This is a genomic window from Thioalkalivibrio sp. ALE25, assembly GCF_000377285.1.
In the GTDB taxonomy this organism is placed as follows: Bacteria; Pseudomonadota; Gammaproteobacteria; order Ectothiorhodospirales; family Ectothiorhodospiraceae; genus Thioalkalivibrio.
Genome location: NZ_KB897934.1, coordinates 123,197 through 141,582 on the forward strand (window position 1 = coordinate 123,197; position 18,386 = coordinate 141,582).

17 protein-coding genes and 2 tRNA genes are annotated in these 18,386 nt (G+C 67.6%); 10 read left to right on the forward strand and 9 right to left on the reverse strand.

The annotated features are described in order from the left end of the window. Positions 1–64: 64 nt before the first annotated feature. The 3 genes from C996_RS0110400 to C996_RS0110410 all read right to left on the reverse strand — a co-directional run bounded on the left by C996_RS0110400 (position 65) and on the right by C996_RS0110410 (position 688). Complete coding sequence (locus tag C996_RS0110400; protein WP_018867382.1) at positions 65–268, reverse strand: DUF2892 domain-containing protein; 204 nt, start codon at positions 266–268, stop codon at positions 65–67. 199 nt (positions 269–467) lie between these two features. Continuing rightward, a tRNA-Thr gene (locus C996_RS0110405) sits at positions 468–543 on the reverse strand. Between the two features lie 58 nt (positions 544–601). Beyond that, a tRNA-Leu gene (locus tag C996_RS0110410) sits at positions 602–688 on the reverse strand. A gap of 259 nt (positions 689–947) precedes the next feature. Between C996_RS0110410 and queA the strand changes: the two genes are divergently transcribed. The 5 genes from queA to secF all read left to right on the forward strand — a co-directional run bounded on the left by queA (position 948) and on the right by secF (position 6,401). Beyond that, positions 948–2,024, forward strand: a complete 1,077-nt coding sequence (gene queA, locus C996_RS0110415) for a tRNA preQ1(34) S-adenosylmethionine ribosyltransferase-isomerase QueA (RefSeq protein ID WP_018867383.1) — start codon at positions 948–950, stop codon at positions 2,022–2,024. Beyond that, the gene (tgt, locus tag C996_RS0110420; protein WP_018867384.1) at positions 2,014–3,129 is read left to right on the forward strand and encodes a tRNA guanosine(34) transglycosylase Tgt; all 1,116 of its coding nucleotides are present in this window, start codon (positions 2,014–2,016) and stop codon (positions 3,127–3,129) included. Before queA ends, tgt begins: the two co-directional genes overlap by 11 nt. A gap of 84 nt (positions 3,130–3,213) precedes the next feature. Then, positions 3,214–3,543 carry a preprotein translocase subunit YajC gene (gene yajC / locus C996_RS0110425; protein ID WP_018867385.1) on the forward strand — a complete coding sequence of 110 codons (330 nt, stop codon included), beginning with the start codon at positions 3,214–3,216 and terminating at the stop codon, positions 3,541–3,543. A gap of 25 nt (positions 3,544–3,568) precedes the next feature. Continuing rightward, positions 3,569–5,437: a protein translocase subunit SecD gene (gene secD, locus C996_RS0110430; protein WP_018867386.1), complete on the forward strand. Its 1,869-nt coding sequence runs from the start codon at positions 3,569–3,571 to the stop codon at positions 5,435–5,437. 16 nt (positions 5,438–5,453) lie between these two features. After that, complete coding sequence (gene secF, locus C996_RS0110435) at positions 5,454–6,401, forward strand: protein translocase subunit SecF (protein WP_018867387.1); 948 nt, start codon at positions 5,454–5,456, stop codon at positions 6,399–6,401. Between the two features lie 96 nt (positions 6,402–6,497). Here secF and C996_RS0110440 read toward each other — a convergent pair whose 3' ends face one another. The 4 genes from C996_RS0110440 to C996_RS0110455 form a co-directional block, all read right to left on the reverse strand. Further along, positions 6,498–7,025 (reverse strand): DUF302 domain-containing protein, encoded by a 528-nt coding sequence (locus C996_RS0110440; protein WP_038035762.1) that lies wholly within the window; start codon positions 7,023–7,025, stop codon positions 6,498–6,500. Positions 7,026–7,130: 105 nt separating this feature from the next. Then, complete coding sequence (locus tag C996_RS0110445) at positions 7,131–7,685, reverse strand: C40 family peptidase (RefSeq protein WP_018867389.1); 555 nt, start codon at positions 7,683–7,685, stop codon at positions 7,131–7,133. Then, a complete protein-coding gene (locus tag C996_RS0110450) occupies positions 7,663–8,463 on the reverse strand; it encodes a hypothetical protein (RefSeq protein WP_018867390.1) in 801 nt (266 codons plus the stop codon). Before C996_RS0110450 ends, C996_RS0110445 begins: the two co-directional genes overlap by 23 nt. Positions 8,464–8,524: 61 nt before the next feature. Then, positions 8,525–10,087: a bifunctional aminoglycoside phosphotransferase/ATP-binding protein gene (locus C996_RS0110455; RefSeq protein WP_018867391.1), complete on the reverse strand. Its 1,563-nt coding sequence runs from the start codon at positions 10,085–10,087 to the stop codon at positions 8,525–8,527. A gap of 140 nt (positions 10,088–10,227) precedes the next feature. On the opposite strand from C996_RS0110455, the gene mrcB reads away from it, so the two are divergent. Genes mrcB through truD form a run of 5 tightly spaced genes read left to right on the forward strand, consistent with a single transcriptional unit; the run spans position 10,228 to position 16,864 of the window. Then, a complete protein-coding gene (gene mrcB, locus C996_RS0110460) occupies positions 10,228–12,582 on the forward strand; it encodes a penicillin-binding protein 1B (protein WP_019592982.1) in 2,355 nt (784 codons plus the stop codon). 41 nt (positions 12,583–12,623) lie between these two features. Continuing rightward, positions 12,624–13,148 carry a tetratricopeptide repeat protein gene (locus C996_RS0110465; RefSeq protein WP_018867393.1) on the forward strand — a complete coding sequence of 175 codons (525 nt, stop codon included), beginning with the start codon at positions 12,624–12,626 and terminating at the stop codon, positions 13,146–13,148. Beyond that, the gene (locus C996_RS0110470; protein ID WP_018867394.1) at positions 13,141–15,117 is read left to right on the forward strand and encodes an ATP-dependent DNA helicase; all 1,977 of its coding nucleotides are present in this window, start codon (positions 13,141–13,143) and stop codon (positions 15,115–15,117) included. Before C996_RS0110465 ends, C996_RS0110470 begins: the two co-directional genes overlap by 8 nt. Next, positions 15,108–15,791, forward strand: a complete 684-nt coding sequence (gene tsaB / locus C996_RS0110475) for a tRNA (adenosine(37)-N6)-threonylcarbamoyltransferase complex dimerization subunit type 1 TsaB (protein ID WP_018867395.1) — start codon at positions 15,108–15,110, stop codon at positions 15,789–15,791. The genes C996_RS0110470 and tsaB overlap by 10 nt, the downstream gene beginning before the upstream one ends. Continuing rightward, the gene (gene truD, locus C996_RS0110480) at positions 15,788–16,864 is read left to right on the forward strand and encodes a tRNA pseudouridine(13) synthase TruD (protein ID WP_018867396.1); all 1,077 of its coding nucleotides are present in this window, start codon (positions 15,788–15,790) and stop codon (positions 16,862–16,864) included. The genes tsaB and truD overlap by 4 nt, the downstream gene beginning before the upstream one ends. Before the next feature lie 11 nt (positions 16,865–16,875). Here the strand turns inward: truD and C996_RS0110485 are convergent, their stop codons facing one another. Both C996_RS0110485 and C996_RS0110490 read right to left on the reverse strand, forming a co-directional pair. After that, positions 16,876–17,307: a PAS sensor domain-containing protein gene (locus C996_RS0110485; RefSeq protein WP_026279288.1), complete on the reverse strand. Its 432-nt coding sequence runs from the start codon at positions 17,305–17,307 to the stop codon at positions 16,876–16,878. Between the two features lie 221 nt (positions 17,308–17,528). Next, positions 17,529–18,137, reverse strand: coding sequence for a DUF3365 domain-containing protein (locus C996_RS0110490; RefSeq protein ID WP_018867398.1), 609 nt, complete (start codon positions 18,135–18,137; stop codon positions 17,529–17,531). Positions 18,138–18,386 lie beyond the last annotated feature (249 nt).

Below are 18,386 nucleotides of genomic sequence, written 5' to 3' on the forward strand. Positions count from 1 at the left end.
TACAAGGGGTGCGGGGCGGTCGCACCCTACGGGGAACGTTGAGCCCAAAGTGGCCTGTAGGGACTCAGCGGAAGATCTCGCCAGGCTTCAGCCCCATCGACTTCAGGATCATGATCAGGGGGCAGAAGCCGGTAAACGCGGCCTGAATCAGATGAACCCCAATAAAGGCCGCGAGCAGCAGCCACCAGGGGCTGACCAGCCAGGCGAGCAGGGCACTGACCAGCACGACGATCCCTGCGAACAACATGAAAAAGCGGTCTGTGGACATGATGACGCCTCCTTGGGGCAGAGCCCGAGGGGGTTGTCTGCGGGGCGTAGCCCGGGGGAAAGCCGGGCCTGCTGACTCGGCTTCCCTGTGGGGCGCCTCTGGACAACCTCGTATCTCCGAGATTACACCCCGCGGGGCGATCGTCAAGGTAGGGATGTGCGTCAGGAGAGAACACCACTGGCTGTGGGAGCCCGAAAAATGGAGCCGGCGACAGGAGTCGAACCTGCGACCCTCTGATTACAAATCAGATGCTCTACCAACTGAGCTACACCGGCCTGGTGTCGGGGAGTCGTGCGCCCCGGGCGGGCCCTGGCGGAGGGCCCGAGAAAATGATGGTGCCGGGAGCGAGAATCGAACTCGCACTCTGTTGCCAGAACCGGATTTTGAGTCCGGCGCGTCTACCAGTTCCGCCATCCCGGCTTGTGGGGTGCCGGGGAGATGCCGATGGGTCGGCGTCTCCCCGCGGCACACGGATGTGCCGTCGGAATCGCCCTCAACGGGGGTGGATTCCAAAGCAGCGCTGCAAAACGCGTTTGCAGCGCTGCGCGCGCTGAAAAAGCCAGGTCGACTTTGTTCAGCGCGAGCGTAGTGTAGCGCAGGTTCCCCGTGGCAGAAACGGGCTTCGCGGGCCGGGGCATGCCGCGCCGCGCTGGCGTGGCGCGTGGTAGCATCGCGCGCCATGCGTGTTGCCGACTTTGATTACGAGCTCCCGTCGGAGCTGATTGCCCAGTATCCGTTGCCGGACCGTGTGGGGTCGCGTCTGCTGGTGCTGGAGGACGAGCGCCCGCGGGATGCCGGCTTTGCGGAGATCGAAAACCTGCTGCGCCCGGGCGATCTGCTCGTGCTGAACGACACCCGAGTGATCCCGGCGCGAGTATTCGGGCAGAAGGAGAGCGGGGGCCAGGTCGAGGTGCTGGTCGAGCGCATCGAATCGACCGGACAGGTGCTGGCCATGGTTCGGGCCAGCCGGGCGCCGAAGGTGGGGACCCGCCTGCGGCTCGCGGATGCCTTCACCGTTGAAGTGACCGGGCGCGAGGGGCCGTTCTTCCGGCTGGTTCTGGTTGAGGCCGGGGACGTGCTGGCTCTGTTGCGCGTGCACGGCCATGTGCCACTGCCGCCGTATATCGAGCGGGCTGACGAGGCCCATGACGCGGATCGCTACCAGACGGTGTTCGCCCGCCGCGAGGGTGCGGTCGCCGCCCCCACCGCGGGGCTGCATTTTGACGACGCGCTGCTCGCGCGGCTGCGCGAGGCCGGGGTGGAGACGGCGACGGTGACCCTGCATGTGGGGGCCGGGACCTTCCAGCCAGTCAAGGTGGAGGACACCGCCGCGCACGAGATGCATGCGGAGTGGCTGGAGGTCTCGCCCGAGGCCTGCGCCGCCGTGGCGGCGTGCAAGGGCCGCGGCGGGCGCGTGGTGGCAGTGGGCACGACATGCGTGCGCTCGCTGGAGACCGCAGCGGCCGGGGGCGCGCTTGAGCCGTTCCAGGGCGAGACGCGGCTGTTCATCCAGCCGGGCTACACGTTCCGCGTGGTGGACCGGATGGTGACCAATTTTCATCTGCCACAGAGCACGCTGCTGATGCTGGTGGCGGCGTTCGCCGGTTATCACCGGATCCTGGATGCCTACGCCCATGCGGTCGCGCAGCGGTACCGGTTCTTCAGTTACGGCGATGCGATGTGGCTGGCGCCGGGGCGGGCCGATGACCTCCCACCCAGCCTGAGCGCCGATACCGGAGGCCCTGATGGAGTTTGAAAACCTGGCCGCCGATGGCCCGGCGCGGCGCGGCCGCCTGCATTTTCCGCGCGGGACGGTCGAGACGCCGGCATTCATGCCGGTGGGGACCTACGGCACGGTCAAGGCGATGACCCCCGAGGAGCTGCGCGAGCTTGGGGCGGAGATCATCCTTGGCAATACTTTCCACCTGATGCTGCGCCCGGGCACGGAGGTCATCCGCGCGCATGGCGACCTGCACGACTTCATGCACTGGGAGGGGCCGATCCTGACCGATTCCGGGGGGTTCCAGGTCTTTTCGCTGGCCGAGATGCGCAAGATCTCGGAGGAGGGCGTGCGTTTCCAGTCGCCGGTGGATGGCTCGAAGGTGCTGATGACGCCGGAGTCGTCGATGCAGGTGCAGCGCGAGCTGGGCTCGGACATCGTGATGATCTTCGACGAGTGCACGCCGTACCCCGCCACGGAGGACGAGGCGCGCCAGTCCATGGAATTGTCCCTGCGCTGGGCGGCACGTTCGCGCGCGGCGCATGGCGACAACCCGGCGGCCCTGTTCGGGATTGTGCAGGGCGGGATGTACCCCGAGCTGCGCCGGGAATCGGCGGAAGGCCTGCAGGCGATTGGCTTTGACGGCTACGCGATCGGGGGATTGTCGGTGGGCGAGCCGGAGGACGAGCGGCTGCAGACCCTGGACGTGACCCTGCCGCTGTTGCCGCCGGATCGCCCACGCTACCTGATGGGCGTGGGACGCCCGGAGGATATCGTCGAGGCAGTGCGTCGCGGCGTGGACATGTTTGACTGCGTGATGCCCACCCGCAACGCGCGCAACGGTTTTCTGTACACCCGCGAGGGCGTGCTGCGCATTCGCAATGCCCGTTTTCGCGAGGATACCGGGCCGATTGACCCGGAATGTGGCTGCTACACCTGTCGTCACTATTCGCGGGCCTATCTCAAGCATCTCGACAAGTGCAACGAGATCCTCGGCTCGCGCCTGGCGACCACCCATAATCTGCATTACTACCAGGACCTGATGCGCGGCCTGCGCGAGGCAATCGCGGCGGGGGCGCTTGATGCGTTCGTCGCCGATTTCTATGCGCGGCGCGGCATGGCCGTCCCGCCTGTGCCATAATCCGCGCGTTATTTTTCGTGCCGTCCGGCTGCGGTTTTCGCGGCGGGGCGGGGCTCGACCCGAACCGACAGACGGAGTGTTTCGATGGACTTTCTGATTTCTGCAGCGCATGCCCAGGAAGGCGGAGCCGCCGGCGGCGGCATGATCGAGTTCCTGATCATGATCGTTATTTTCTTCGCGATCATGTACTTCCTGATCATCCGTCCGCAGAGCAAGCGCGCCAAGGAGCATCGCAACATGGTCGAGGCGCTGTCCAAGGGTGACGAGATCGTCACCAACGGCGGTGTGGCCGGCAAGATCACCGAGGTCAGCGACGACTTCATCAAGGTTGATATCGCCGATGGCGTGAACGTGGCCGTGCAGAAGCAGTCGGTCGCCTCCGTGATGCCCAAGGGCACGCTCAAAGACCTTTAAACCCCGCCCTTCAGGGTCTCCGAATATGCGCAATTCCTATCCGGCGTGGCTGTACGCCCTGATCGTCGTGGTCGTTCTGGGTGCGGGGCTGTACGCCGCGCCCAACCTGTTTCCGGAGGACCCCTCGGTCCAGATCGGGAATCCGATGACCGGCGAGATCGACGAGAACATCCGGGACCTCATGGGCACCATCCTGGGTGCCCAGGGCGTGACGCCGAAGCAGGTCGAGGAGCAGGACGACGGCCAGATATTGCTGCGCTTCGAGACCACCGACGAGCAGTCGGCCGCCGCCGAGATCCTGCGAAACGCCCTGGACGACAACCATACGGTGGCCCTGAACCTGGCCCCGGCCACGCCGAACTGGCTGCGGGCGATCAATGGCCAGCCGATGGCTCTGGGCCTCGACCTGCGCGGCGGGGTGCACTTCCTGATGGAGGTGGATCTGGAGGCGGTGATCGGCACGGCGATGGAGCGCTACGCGAACGAGTTGCGCGGGCGCATGCGCGACGAGCGTCTGTCCTTTGACACGATCGAACGCAGCTCCAGCGACCTCACCGTGATGTTCGGCAACGAGGCGAACTATGAAGCGGCCGAAAGCTGGCTGACCCGCGAGTACCGCGGCGAACTGGAGTGGGACGTCCGCGGCTCCGGCGACTCCATCCGCATGGTGGCCACTCTGGACGACGACCATCTGACCGAACTGCGGCGGCAGGCCCTGCAGCAGAATATCTCGACCCTGCGTTCGCGCGTGGACGAACTGGGCGTGGCCGAGCCGATCATTGCCCAGCAGGGCGAGAACCGCATCGTCGTGCAGCTTCCGGGCGTGCAGGATACCGCCCGGGCCAAGGAGGTGCTGGGTGCGACGGCGACGCTGGAGTTCCGTCTGGTCTCGGAATCCGGGGACCCGATGGAGGCGGCGGAATCCGGCCGTGCGCCATCCGGCACGCGTCTGTATCGCGAGCGTGACGGGACGCCGGTGCTGCTGCAGCGCCAGGTCATGCTGACCGGTGACTACATCACCGACGCCTCTTCCGGCATTGCGCAGGACACCGGTGGGCCGGCCGTTTTCATCAACCTGGATGGCCAGGGGGCGCGGATCTTCTCGCGGGTGACCTCGGACAACGTGGGCCGCCTGATGGCCTCGGTGTTCATCGAGACGACGACCGAGACGGTGGAGGAAAATGGTGAGCAGGTCCTGCGGACCTCGCGCAGCGAAGAGGTGATCAACGTTGCGCGCATCAACGAACCGCTGGGCCGGCGCTTCCAGATCTCGGGGCTGGACAGCACCCGCGAGGCGCGCAACCTCGCGCTGCTGCTGCGGGCCGGGGCGCTGGCCGCGCCGATGTCCATCGTGGAAGAACGCACGGTCGGGCCAAGCCTGGGCCAGGAAAACATCGACCGCGGCATGCAGTCGGTGGTGATCGGTTTTATCGCGGTGATGATCTTCATGATCCTCTACTACCGCGTGTTCGGCCTGATCGCGAACGTGGCACTGGCGCTGAACCTGATCTTCATCGTGTCGGTGCTCTCGATGCTGCAGGCGACACTGACCCTGCCGGGGATCGCGGGGATCGTGCTGACGGTCGGTATGGCGGTGGACGCTAACGTGCTGATCTTCGAGCGCATACGCGAGGAGATTCGCAACGGGTTGTCACCGCAGGCGGCGATCTCCTCCGGCTATGACCGGGCCTTCACGACTATCGCGGACGCCAACGTGACGACGCTGATTGCGGCCCTGGTGCTGTTCCTGTTCGGTACCGGTCCGATCAAGGGCTTCGCGATCACGCTGTCGATCGGGATCATCGCTTCGATGTTTACCGCGATCATCGTGACCCGCGCCATCGTCAATCTGACCTACGGGCGCCAGCGCCGGCTGACGCGCCTGGCCATCTGAGCGCCGGGAGACCCGCATGCTTCCGCATCTGAATTTCGCCGAATCGAATATCGATTTCCTGGGCAAGCGCAAGATCACGATCGCCATCTCGCTGATCCTGATCCTGGCTTCCATCGCCATGCTGGCAACCCGCGGCCTGAACTTCGGGATCGACTTTACCGGGGGCACCCTGGTGGAAGTCGGCTACCCCGAGGCGGTCGAGCTGGATCCGATCCGCGAGACCCTCGCGGCCGGTGGCTTTGCCGGGGCCCAGGTGCAGACCTTCGGGACCTCGCGCGATGTGCTGATCCGTCTGCCGCCAAGTGAGGATGACGACGATCCGGCCATGCTGTCCAACCGCGTGCTGAATACGCTGCAGGATGGTGGACCGCAGGACCCGGACCTGCGTCGGGTGGAGTTTGTCGGCCCGGCGGTCGGGGAGGAACTGCGCGAGCAGGGCGGCCTTGCGATGATCTATGCCCTGGCGGGCATCCTGATCTACGTGGCGGTTCGCTTCGAGTGGCGGTTCTCCATCGGTTCGGTGCTGGCGCTGGTGCACGACGTCCTGATCACCCTGGGGATCTTTTCGTTGCTGCAGCTGGAGTTCGACCTGGGCGTGCTGGCAGCGGTACTGGCGGTGATTGGCTACTCGCTCAACGACACCATCGTCGTCTACGACCGAATACGCGAAAACTTCCGAGTCCTGCGCAAGCAGGGGACGGAGCAGGTGATGAACAACGCGGTCAACAAGACCCTGGCGCGTACCATCGTCACGAGTATGACAACCCTGCTGGTGCTGTTCTCGCTCGCGTTCCTCGGTGGGGCTGCACTGCAGAACTTCTCGATCGCCCTGATTATCGGGGTGATTGTGGGGACCTACTCGTCCATCTTCATTGCGGCGACGGCGGCCTTGATGCTGGGCGTGGATCGACAGGTCCTGCTGCCGGTGAAGAAGGAAGGGGCCGAGGAAGATCAGACGCCCTGAGGGGGGCGTCACACCGGGTTGCACGTTGCGGCCCGGAAAGAAAAAGCCCGGAGCCGCAAGGCCCGGGCTTTTTTCGTGTCGGACGGGCCGCCTGGTTCAGAAGGACAGGGCGTTCTGCACGATGCGGTCGACCAGTTTGTTGACGTCGCGCAGGGCTTCCGCGGAGGCCTCATCGCCGATCTCCGGGACGCGCTGGTAGCCCACGTAGATGGTGCCGGGCTCGTCGGAGAGTTCGTAGATTGCGATCACGTAGGGGCAGAAGGTGATGTTGTGAGGGTCCGCATCCATGGTCGCGCGCGAGTAGGTGGCGCTGCAGAAATCGACGGACATGCCGTTCAGGTACAGGCCTTCGCCACTTTCCTGGTCGGCGGTGCGGTCCAGCATGTCGGCAATGTAGCCACGATTGTTGATCACCAGTCCCTCGGCGGCGATGGCGTCCTCGATCATCTCGTAGTAGAAGTCGAACTCGCCCTCGATGCTGTACACCACGCGTTCCTCGGTCTCGATCACGGTCTCGGGGCCGAAGGCGTGCGCGGTGCTGGTGGCGAAGCCGACGCCAAGCCCGAGGGTGATGGCGAGGGCCGAGGTCCGCAATGCGCGTGTTACGGGGTTGGTCGTTTTCATGGTTCCTTCCTCAGGTAGCGGGTTCGAAGGCTGGATGAGCGAGGGCGGGTGTCGCCGCCAACGCCCCTCGGGGCGGCCGGCACCGCGTTTTCCGGGATGCCGGGTTCAGTCGAAGAAATGACCGGCAAACCGGGTTCGAGGGGCCCAGTAGGGGTTGTCCAGTTGCTCAATACGCACCTGGCCCCGGGAGCTGGGTGCATGTACGAAACGTCCGTCTCCCACGTAGACCCCGACGTGATCGATTTGACTCCCGTTGATCGCGAAGAACACGACGTCACCCGGCGCCGGGGCGCCGTCGCGCCGCGTGGCGGCCCGGGCCTGGTCGCGAGTGGTGCGCGGTACGCTGCGACCGGCCTCGCGGTAGGCGCGCTGCACCAGGGCGGAACAGTCGAGTCCGGAGGCGTCGGTTCCCCCGTAGCGATAGGGCGTGTCCAGGTGCCCCAGGGCCGTGAGGACGACCTCCGAGCGCTCCAGACCGGCCTCGGGTGCGGGACTCATCGGCCCCTGCGGCAGCGGCTGGGGGGTGGCGATGGTGGTGGCGGTCTCCGTGCCGCGCGGCTCGGGGCCGGCGCTGCAGGCCGCGAGGAACAGCAGGCCGCTGCCCACCAGAGCGAGGGGCAGGAAGCGCGGGACGGTGTCAGAAAAGATCGCGTTCGGCATAGCGCTCGGGGACGGTGAAGAGCTCGGGACTCAGGTCGTCGGTGGAGATGCCCGCGAGGCGAGTGGTCACGCCGTCGTGTTCGCTGACCTCCAGGGGGATGCCATCCACGCGCGGCAGCAGGGACGCGCCCATCTGCGAGGCCATCGGGCCACCGGCCTCGAGGGCGCTGAGGGACAGCTCATACAGGCGATCCATCAGGGCGCCCAGGGTGGCGAAGTCGTGTTCCTCCAATCCCAGACGGGCCGGGTCCGACACGCAGACCGTACTCTGCACCTGACCATCGATCAGGACCTCGTGCTCGTCACAGACGAAATCGCCGATCTCGCGCTGCTCGCCGGTGGTCCGGGTGCTGATTTCGGCATCGAAGCCTTCCGCGCCGATGCCCAGTTGCGATTCCAGTTGCTGGCGCACCTCCGGTGGAAGCTGCTCCATCTGGCGACGCAGATCGCTGACCATATCGGTCATCGCGCGCATTTGCTGGTCCATAACCTCGCGGGTCAGCGGGGTGTAGGTCTGTTCGGTGTCGTCCACGACGGTCAGCTGGTCGTTGGTGGCGTCGAACAACATATAGCCGGAGGTGCCGCTGATCGCCTCGTTCAGCTCCATGCGAACGATGTCACCGCGCACCAGGATCTGGCTCTCCAGCCCCTCGTCGTCCACATAGTGGAGCAGGGCATCGGCCTGGGCCGCAGAGCCCAGCGCCAGCAGCCCGCAGGCGGCGAGCGGTACAAGGGCCTGGCGGAGGCGGTCGAACGGGCCAGTACGGCAACGATGCATGGGGGGGTCTCCGGTTTCCGGGCGGACTGTGGTGCTCGTGGGCCTCATTGTAGCGCGTTGCTCAGGTTGCGACGGGCTGGAGCAGGCGGTGCGCGAGGGCATCGGGGTCGAGCGGTGCATCCGGGGCGACCTCGATGCAGCCTTCGGCATCGGTCGGCCATTCCTGTTGGGGCTGCTGCTGTTGCATGACCTCGATACCGGCATCCGAGGCGTCGGTGCCCGCGCGAGCGCGGCGCTCCAGGCGCTCGCGCAGAACGTCTTCGCGCGCCTGGCAGGCGACCACGGCGAACCCGGCCGCATGGCGCCGGGCCAGGGCCTGGAACGGAGCACGTTGCTCGCGGGTGAGGAAGGTGGCATCCACGACGACGGTCAGTCCGAGCGACAGCAGGCGTTCCGCGCGCTGCAACAGGTGTTCGTAGATCCGGGCGCGCCCGGCGGCGCTGTAGTCCACCGGCTCCTCCATCCGCTTGCGCTCGATGTCGGAGCGCAGCCGGATCGCCCCCAGGGCCTCCAGCACCTGGGTACTGACGACGGTCTTGCCACTGCCGGAGACGCCGTGCATCAGGACGAGGCGCGGCGAGCCAGCCTCGGTCAACCGGTCCGCGAGGGCGAGGTAGCGACTCATCTCCGCCCGGTGGGCCGCTTGTTCATCGGACGGCAGCTGGGGCTCGGCTCCGTGTATGCCCTGGACCTTGGCCCGGATCAGGGCACGGTAGACCTGGTACAGCGGCAGCAGGGCAAGACCATCGAAGTCTTCGCGCCCCTCGAGATAGGCATTCAGCAGCCGCCAGGCATGGGCGCGGGAGCGGCGGGCCAGGAGATCCATGGTGGTGAAGGCGATCTCGGACATCACGTCGATCCAGCGCAGGGCGGGGTCGAATTCGATGGCGTCGAAGGCGACCGGGACCTCGTCGCCATCCTCGTTCGTGACGTAGACCAGGTTCCCGAGGTGCAGGTCACCATGGCCGTGGCGCACGAACCCGGCATCATGTCGTTCCTGAAGAAGGGGCCACAGCCGATGGATTTCCGTGCGGGTCCATTGTTCCAGGCGCTCGAGGCGCGCCCGATCCGAGGCGCCGTTGACCGATTCGGAGAGGGCCGGGAAGTTGTCCAGCATGGGCTGGGTCGCGGCCTCGGCGGTCCCGTACTCGGATTGAGCATCGGTCCGCTCGGTGCGCTCATGGAAGGCCGCGATGTAGTGACCGAGCGCATCCATGGCCGCCGTGGGGAGCCGGTCCCGCTCCAGTAGTCGGTCGAGCTGGCGCTCGCGGTCGAAGCGGCGCATGCGCACGGCATAGTCGAGCACGGGGCCGGCGCCATTGATGACCGGATGCGCGTCGTCACCATTGAGGGTCACGACCTCCCGATAGAGCTGGGGCGCCAGGCGGCGGTTAATCTCCAGCTCGGTCTCGCAGTAATGGCGGCGGGCGTCCAGCGTGGTGAAGTCGAGAAAGCCGAGATCCAGCGGTTTCTTGAACTTGTAGGCCTCGTCGCCGGCGAGGATTACGGTGGAGATATGGGTCTCGATGGTCCGAACCGCTCCGGTGTCCGGCAGGGGCGTCGGGAAGCCGTTGCCCTGGACCAGTTGGCGCAGGCGTTTCTGGTGCTGTTCCAGTTCGGTCATGGGGGCTCCGCTTGGAGGTTCAGGCGGGCGAGCGTCGGCGCCGGATGTTTTTCCCGGAATCGCCGGGCATGCACCCGTTTTTGCTTGTCGGTCAGGTTACCATTGCAGCCGTTCCGGTCACGTCGCCCCCCAGCCAGTCCATGCCACGAAAGAGCCGCCAGCGTCCCCGTCATCGAAACGCGCCCCGCAGGGGGCGGGTCCGGCGCCTGCTGGGCGCGGGGGGCTGGACCCTGGCCGGCCTGCTGCTGGCCGCCGTGGGGATCGGGGGGCTCTATGTCCATCATCTGGACCGCGAGATCCGCGAACGGTTCGAGGGCCAGCGCTGGGCATTGCCCGCCCGGGTGTATGCGCGGCCGCTGGAGCTGTATGCCGGCCGCCCGCTGACGGCGGATGCGCTGGAGATGGAGCTGCGCGCGCTGAACTACCGCGAGACGCCGGAGGGTTCGGGCCCGGGCGAGTTTCACGTCAGCGGCGGTACCGTGCGGCTGACCACCCGGCCGTTCACGTTTGGGGACGGACCGGAGCCGGCCCATTCGGTACGCGTGCGCCTGGCGAACGGCCGGGTGCAGTCGGTGGCGGAGCAGTCCGGGGGCCGCAATGTGGACCTGATGCGGGTGGAGCCGTTGCTGATTGGCAGCATCTATCCGACCCATGGTGAGGATCGCATCCTGGTCGATATCGACGAGGTACCGCGCGAGCTGATCGGGGCGCTGCTGGCGATCGAGGACCGGCGGTTCATGTCGCATCGCGGGATTGATCCGGTGGGCATCGGGCGCGCGGCGGTCGCCAACCTGCGTGCCGGGCGCACGGTCCAGGGGGGCAGCACGCTGACCCAGCAGCTGGTCAAGAACTTCTACCTGACGCGCGAGCAGACGCTGAGCCGCAAGCTGAATGAAGCGGTGATGGCCCTGTTGCTGGAACACCGCTACGACAAGCGGGAGATCCTCGAGGCGTATCTGAACGAGGTGTTCCTCGGGCAGACCGGCGAGCGGGCGATCCATGGCTTTGGCCAGGCGGCCCAGTTCTACTATCAGCGTCCATTGAACGAACTGCGCCTGGATCAGCTGGCGCTGCTGGTCGGTCTGGCGCGGGGAGCGAGTTATTACGATCCGCGCCGCTTCCCGGAGCGGGCCACGCAGCGCCGCGACCGGGTCCTGGAGGCGATGGCGGAGACCGGTCTGGCGAGTCGCGAGCGCGTGGATCGGGCCCTGGCAACCGCACTTGATGTCTCCCCGGTAATGCCGGAGGGGCGCAGCCGTTTCCCGGCCTTTCTCGACCTGGTGCGGCGTGAGCTGCGGGCCGACTACGCGGACGAGGACCTGCGCAGCGAGGGCCTGCGGATCTTCACGACCATGGATCCGGTGGTGCAGATGCGGCTGGAGGATCGCCTGGTGCGGGGTGTGGACGAGCTGGTCCGGAGCCGCGGGGGCGGTTCCGACCTCGACAACCTGCAGGCCGCGGCGGTCGTGACCGATCCGCAGGCGGGCGAAGTGCTGGGGGTGGTGGGGGATCGCAACCCGCGCTATCCCGGGTACAACCGGGCCGTGGAGGCCCAGCGCCAGGTGGGGTCGGTGATCAAGCCGTTCGTCTATCTCGCGGCCCTGACCAACCCGGATCGTTACACCCTGGCGACCCTCCTGGATGACAGCCCGCTGACCCTGCAGCTGCCGCACGGGGAGCCCTGGACGCCGCGCAATTTCGATCGCGAGAACCGGGGGACGGTCACGGCCTGGGAGGCCCTGGTGCAGTCCTACAACGTGGCGACCGTCCGCCTGGCGGAGGAGATCGGTATTTCCCAGGTGGTCAACCTGCTGCAGACGCTGGGGCTGCAGCGGACGCCGACCCCGTTGCCCTCGCTGGCGCTGGGCGCGATCGAGCTGTCACCGCTGGAGGTGGCCGGGCTCTACCAGGCGCTGGCGAACGGCGGCTACGCGACGGGTACCCGGGTGATCCGGGATGTCCTGGACCAGAACGACGAGGTCCTGTCCCACTACGGCCTGTCGCTCCAGGGGGCGGTGTCGGATGGTTCCGTGCGCGTCCTGACCCATGCCCTGCACGACGTGACTCGCGAGGGGACCGGGCGGCGGATCGCGGCGCAGCTGAGTGGTCAGGTGGTGGCTGGCAAGACCGGTACCACGAACAACTTTCGGGACAGCTGGTTCGCCGGCTTCGATGATCGGCATGTGGCGGTGGTCTGGCTGGGGATGGACGACAATCGCCCGACTGGACTCACCGGTGGCGTCTCCGCCGCGCCGGTCTGGGCGGAGATCATGGCGGGGGTAGGCGTGCAGTCCCTGCGGCTGGAAGGCCACCCCGGCGTGGGCTATCAGGAGGTGGACCTGGCCTCCGGCCTGCGGGTGGAAAACGAGGACCATGCCTGCGAGGCGGTGAAGACGCTGCCGTTCTGGCAGAATTCGGGGCCCGAAGGGCGCGCCGAGTGCGACCTGGGCAGTGATTCCGGCTCGCAGGGCTGGTTCGAGAGGTTATTTCGTTGAAGATGTTCCGTATTGCAGAGGACCGGTCCCGGAAAGCGCGGATGGCCAAGGGCGGCTGGCGGGCGGTACAGGGCGCGGGTGTCGTCGCGCTGGCGCTTGTACTGGCGGCCTGCGCGACCCCGGCGCCGCGCGATGCCGGCGCGCCCGCGCCCGACGCGACCGAGAGGGCCGTTTATGAGGATCCGGCGCAAGAGGAGCGTGATGCACCCGAGCCGGAACGCGACCCGACCCCTGGCGCGGCCCTGCAGCTGGCCCAGCAGGCCGAGTCGGCGCGCGAGGCCGGGGATACCGCGCGGGCGGAACAACGCCTGGAACGGGCCTTGCGCATCGCGCCACGGGATGCGGGCCTCTGGCATCAGATGGCCGCGCTGCGTCTGGAACAGGGTCGCCACGAACAGGCCGAGCGCCTGGCGGAGCGTTCGCTGCGGCTGGCGGGTGGGACCGACCGCGAGCTCGGGCTGAAAAACTGGCGCGTGATCCTCGCGGCGCGCGAGGCCCTGGGCGATGCCGCCGGTGCCGAGGAGGCCCGCGAGGCGATCCGCCGTCTGGAAGCCGGCGTTGTCTGACGCGGCGGCGGGATCGGCGGCCGTTCACGCCCTGAGCCCGGGGGGCGACCTGGCGGAGGCCGTTGCCGGCTTTCGCCCGCGCGAGCCGCAGCAGCGCATGGCCGTGGCGGTGGAGGAGGCCCTGGCCACCGCACCCACCGCCCTGCTGGTCGAGGCGGCCACCGGGGTGGGCAAGACCTTCGCCTATCTGGTGCCGATCCTGCAGGCGCGCCGCCGCGCCCTGATCTCCACCGGTACCAAGACCCTGCAGGACCAGCTCTTCGAACGCGACCTGCCGGTGGTCTGCGAGGCGCTGGGCTATCGTCCGCGCGCAGCCCTGCTGAAGGGCCGGGCCAACTACCTTTGCCACTATCGCCTGGAACTGGCAGCGGCCGAGGCGGGCGGCGCGACCGGTGGCGGAGTACGCCGTGACCAGTTGCCGGTGATCGAGGCCCTGCAGCGGTTCGCGCGCACTAGTGACACCGGGGATCTGGGGCTGGCCGGGATCCTCGCGGAGGACTCGCGACTCTGGCCGCAGGTGACCTCGACCGTGGACAACTGCCTGGGCGGGGAATGCCCGAACTACAACGATTGCTTTGTGGTGCAGGCGCGCAAGCGTGCCCAGGAGGCGGACGTAGTGGTGGTCAACCACCACCTGCTGCTCGCGGACATGGCCCTGAAGGAGGAGGGCTTCGGAGAACTGCTGCCCGAGGTGGACGCGGTGATCGTCGACGAGGCGCACCAGTTGCCGGATATTGCCGGATCGTTCTTCGGGATTGCCGTCGGCACGCGCGCCCTGCGGGAGCTGGCGCGGGACACGCGGCGTGAACAGGAGCAGCATGCCCCGGAGATGCTGGACATTCGCCAGCGGGTCGCGGAACTGGAGGCCTGCGTCGCCGAGTTCCTCGAGGCCTCGCGGACCTGGGAGGGGCGTTCCAGCTGGGATACGGTCAACCCGGAGGGTGCCCTGGATCCGTTGCTGGACCGCCTCGACGCGACCCTGGGGTTCGTCGGGGACGCGCTGGAGGCCGCCGCGGAACGGGCGCCGGGGCTGGAGCAGCTGCGCGGGCGCAGCGCCCTGTTGCTGGAGCGCCTGCGGGAATGGCGCGAGGAGACCCCGGATACCGTGGCCTGGGCCGAGCGCTTCAGCCAGAGCCTGACGCTGCATCGAACGCCGCTGGATGCGGCGCGTCCGCTCGCGCAGCGCCGGGCCGCGCGTCCGGCGGCATGGATCTTTACCTCGGCCACGCTGGCCGTGGGAGAGGACTTCAGCCATGCGGCGCGGCGCCTCGGACTCCCCGCGGACGTGGCCAGCGAACGCCTGGACAGTCCCTTCGATTTTCCCCGTCAGGCCTGCCTGGTGCATCCGCAGCCACCGCTGCCCAATCCCAACGATCCAGGATATACCCGGGCCTGCATTGCCTGGGCGTGGCCGCTGTTGCGGGACAACCCGGGGGGCGGGTTCTTCCTGTTTACCAGTCACCGGGCCTTGCAGGAGGCGGCCGCTATCCTGCGCGCCGAACTGCCCCGCGATCGCGAGCTGCTGGTCCAGGGCGAACAGCCGCGGGGCGATTTGCTGGCGCGGTTTCGCGAGTCGGGGACGGCCTGGCTGCTGGGGGCCCACAGCTTCTGGGAAGGAGTGGACATCCGCGGCGAGGCACTGTCGATCGTGATCATCGATCGCCTGCCGTTCGCCGCGCCCAACGATCCCGTCCTGCAGGCGCGCGCGTCCGCGCTGGAGGCCGAAGGTCGGTCGCCGTTCATGGAGTTCACCCTGCCGCAGGCCGTGCTGGCCCTGAAGCAGGGCGCGGGGCGGTTGATCCGGGATGCTGATGATGCCGGCATCCTGGCCCTGTGCGATCCGCGCCTGACCGGAAAATCCTACGGTCGGCGTTTTCTCGCCAGCCTGCCGCCGTTCCATCGCACCCGGGAACCGGCGGCCGCGCTGCGCTTTCTGGAGCAGGCCCGGGAGACGAATACATGCGCCTGATTGCGCTCGAAACCGCAACTGAACAGTGTTCGGCCGCGCTGTATGTCGATGGCGAGATCCTTGGCGTTGCCGAGCGCGCGGCGCGGCGCCACGGGGAATTGATCCTGGGGCAGGTGGAACAGCTGCTGCGCGAGGCGGATATCCCGCGTGCCAGCCTAGATGGTGTGGCGGTAGGACGCGGGCCGGGGGCCTTTACGGGCGTCCGCCTCGGCCTGGGCGTGGCACAGGGGATGGCCTTCGCGCTGGATCGCCCCGTGGTGCCGGTCTCTACGCTGCAGGCGCTGGCGCAGCAGGCGCTCCGGGAGGGGCGACGGCCGGCAGGCGTACTGGCGGCACTGGACGCGCGCATGGGCGAGATCTACTGGAGCCTTTGTCCGGCCCGGGGGGACCGCGTGGAGACGGCGGCGGAACAGGTCGGGGCGCCTGCAAGCCTGGCGCCTGCCTGGCCCGAGGGCGAGCGTTTCGGTCTGGGATCCGCGTTCGCCGCCTTCCCCGAACTGGCGGCCGCGCACGGGCTGGCCATGGCCGCCGTGGATCCCGACGCGCTGCCGGATGCCCGCGAGATCGCCCTGCTGGCAGTGGACGCCTGGGAGCGCGGCGAGGCCGTGGCCCCCGAGTATGCGCAGCCGGAGTATATCCGCAACGATGTCGCCCGCCCGGCCACGCCGCGATGAGCCGGGAAACCGAAAACGACACCACTCCCTACCCGTGGTTGCCACCGCTGGTCGCCACGATCAAGGCGGAGCCGGAGGACTTTCGGGTCGAGGAGGTACCCGCCACGACGCCCGAGGGGCAAGGCGAGCATGTCTGGCTGGAGATCGAGAAGCGCCTGCTGAACTCGGAGGACGTGGCCGTGTGGCTGGGACGCGAGTCAGGTGCGGGACGCGGCCGGGTGAGCTACGCCGGGCGCAAGGACCGTCAGGCCGTTACCCGCCAGTGGTTCAGCGTGCAGTGCCCGCCCGAGTCCGAGCCGGATTGGGCCGGCCGGGCCGAGGCCTGGAATAGCCCACAGGAGGCCGAGGCGACGGGCAGCCGGATGCGGGTGCTGCGCGTGATGCGCCACGCGCGCAAGCTGCGCACCGGCCACCTGGCCGGCAACCGCTTCGAGATCCGGCTGGGTGCGGTGCAGGGTGACCGGGCGGCGGCGGAATCGATCCTGGCGGCGGTGCGTGACGGGGGCATCCCGAATTACTTCGGCGCGCAGCGCTTTGGTCGCGATAACCTGGAACGGGCGCGCGCCTGGCTGGGTGGCGGGCGGGCGCCGCGCAGCCGCAATCAGCGCAGTCTCCTGCTCTCCGCCGCGCGCTCGGCGATCTTCAACGCGGTACTCGCGGCCCGCGTGCGCCGTGGCGACTGGGATCGGCTGTTGCCGGGGGACGTGGCCAATCTGGAAGGCTCCGGCAGCGTGTTCGCGGTACCGGAGGTGGATGCCGAGCTGGAGGCCCGTGCCGCCCGTCTCGACATCCACCCGACCGGGCCCCTGTGGGGCCGTGGCGCCATGCTGACGGCGGGCGAGGTGGCGGCGCTGGAGGCGGCCATCGCTGCAGAAGAACCGGTATTGGCGGAAGGGCTGGAGCAGGAGGGTGTCCGGGCCGCCCGCCGATCACTGCGCATGGTACCGCGGGCCGTTGCATGGCGCTGGGAGGGCGACGACCTGTGGTTGTCGCTGGAACTGGGGGCCGGGGAATATGCGACGGGGGTCCTGGACGCGATTGGCAACGCGCGGGACGCGGACCGGTCGGGCTGACCGGGGCGGGCTCAGGCGGAGTTCTTGAGCTTGCTTTCGGCGCGTTCGGCGCGCTGTTCGGCCTCCACGCGGTCGGTGATGTCCTTCTGGATGCCGATGTAGTACGTGAGCCGGTCCTCGTCGTTGAATACCGGGGTCAGCGACAGTTCGTTCCAGAACAGGCTGCCGTCCTTGCGGTAATTGCGCAGGGTCACGCGGCAGGGGCGGTTTTCCTCGATGGCCGAGCGGATCTCCTGGCGCACCTCCTGATCGGTGTCGTGGCCCTGGAGGAACCGGCAGTCACGGTAGAGGATCTCTTCGGAGCGGTAGCCGGTGAGTTCTTCGAAGGCCCGATTCACATAGATCAGGATGTTGTCGTCGCCCTCGCGCTCGGCGATGACGATGCCGTCGTTGGAGGCGTCCACGGCGAGGGCGAGGAGTTCGGTGTCTATCGTTCGGGTCATAAACGTGTAGCGATCTGGTCTGCGAGTCGAGCGCGCCAGGGCCCTTTACCGGGCGCAACCTCCGCGCTTGTATGGCACGAAAATAGCACGTTCCGGTGCCACTGTGCTCAAAAATCGGACACCAGCCGGGATGTTTTCGCGTGGCACGGACGTAAAAAAGGCCGCCCGAAGGCGGCCTTTCTCGATGGGGTACGGGCTGTTAGCCGCCGCCACGCGAAGATTCACATCTCCTGGGTCACGGTGAAGGCGCCGCGCACGTCACCCTCGCGGAAGCCGGTCGCCTGATCTTCGGGGTACAGACGTTCCAGCGCGTGCTTTACTTCGCCGCTGACCTCGGACCCGTGGCAGGTCAGGCAGGCCCCGCCGGTCGGGATGGCGGCCATGAAGCGGAACTTCGGCTCGCCGTCTTCGGCCTCGACCACGCCGAAGCGGGGCGGGAGATCCGCGGCCGGGGTACCAGCCGCGTGCTGGGCCTCGAAGCCCTGCAGGGTGAGGCGTTCCCAGCGGTCCGGGGCGTTGTTCTGGTTACGCAGCTTCAGGCTGGTGCGACCGATCTCGATGCCGGTCTCGGCCGAGATGTCACGTGCAATCTCGGGGGCGCGTTCGTTGCAGACCTGGATGGCCTCGGTCGGGCCGCCGGATTGCATGGCGGACATCAGCTCGCCCTGCAGGGTGCTGGCGAACTTCTGGATGGCGTCACGATTGGCGGCGATGCGTTCCTGCAGATCGTCCTGGCTCAGCTGGGGCATCGTGTCGGCACTGGCGTAGCCGCTGCCGGCGGTGAATGCGATCAGGCCGAGGGCCAGGGGGGCAAGCTTCCAGTTCTTCATGGCAAATACCTCGCAGTGCAGAGTCCGTTGCGTCCTGTACCTATACAAGAGCTGTACAAATCATGGACCGATCGTGGTTGGAATGCAAGGAAGGGCGTACGGAAAGGATAGCCGGCCGGGCCAGCCAATTCCGTAAAACACCTCACAGGCCTCGACTCAGTCTAAGCGTGAATATCGCGAATTGCGAATATGGCAAGGGCCGTATGTGAGTGCACCGTTGGTTGGGGCGGTCACGGGCCGTGCGCATGG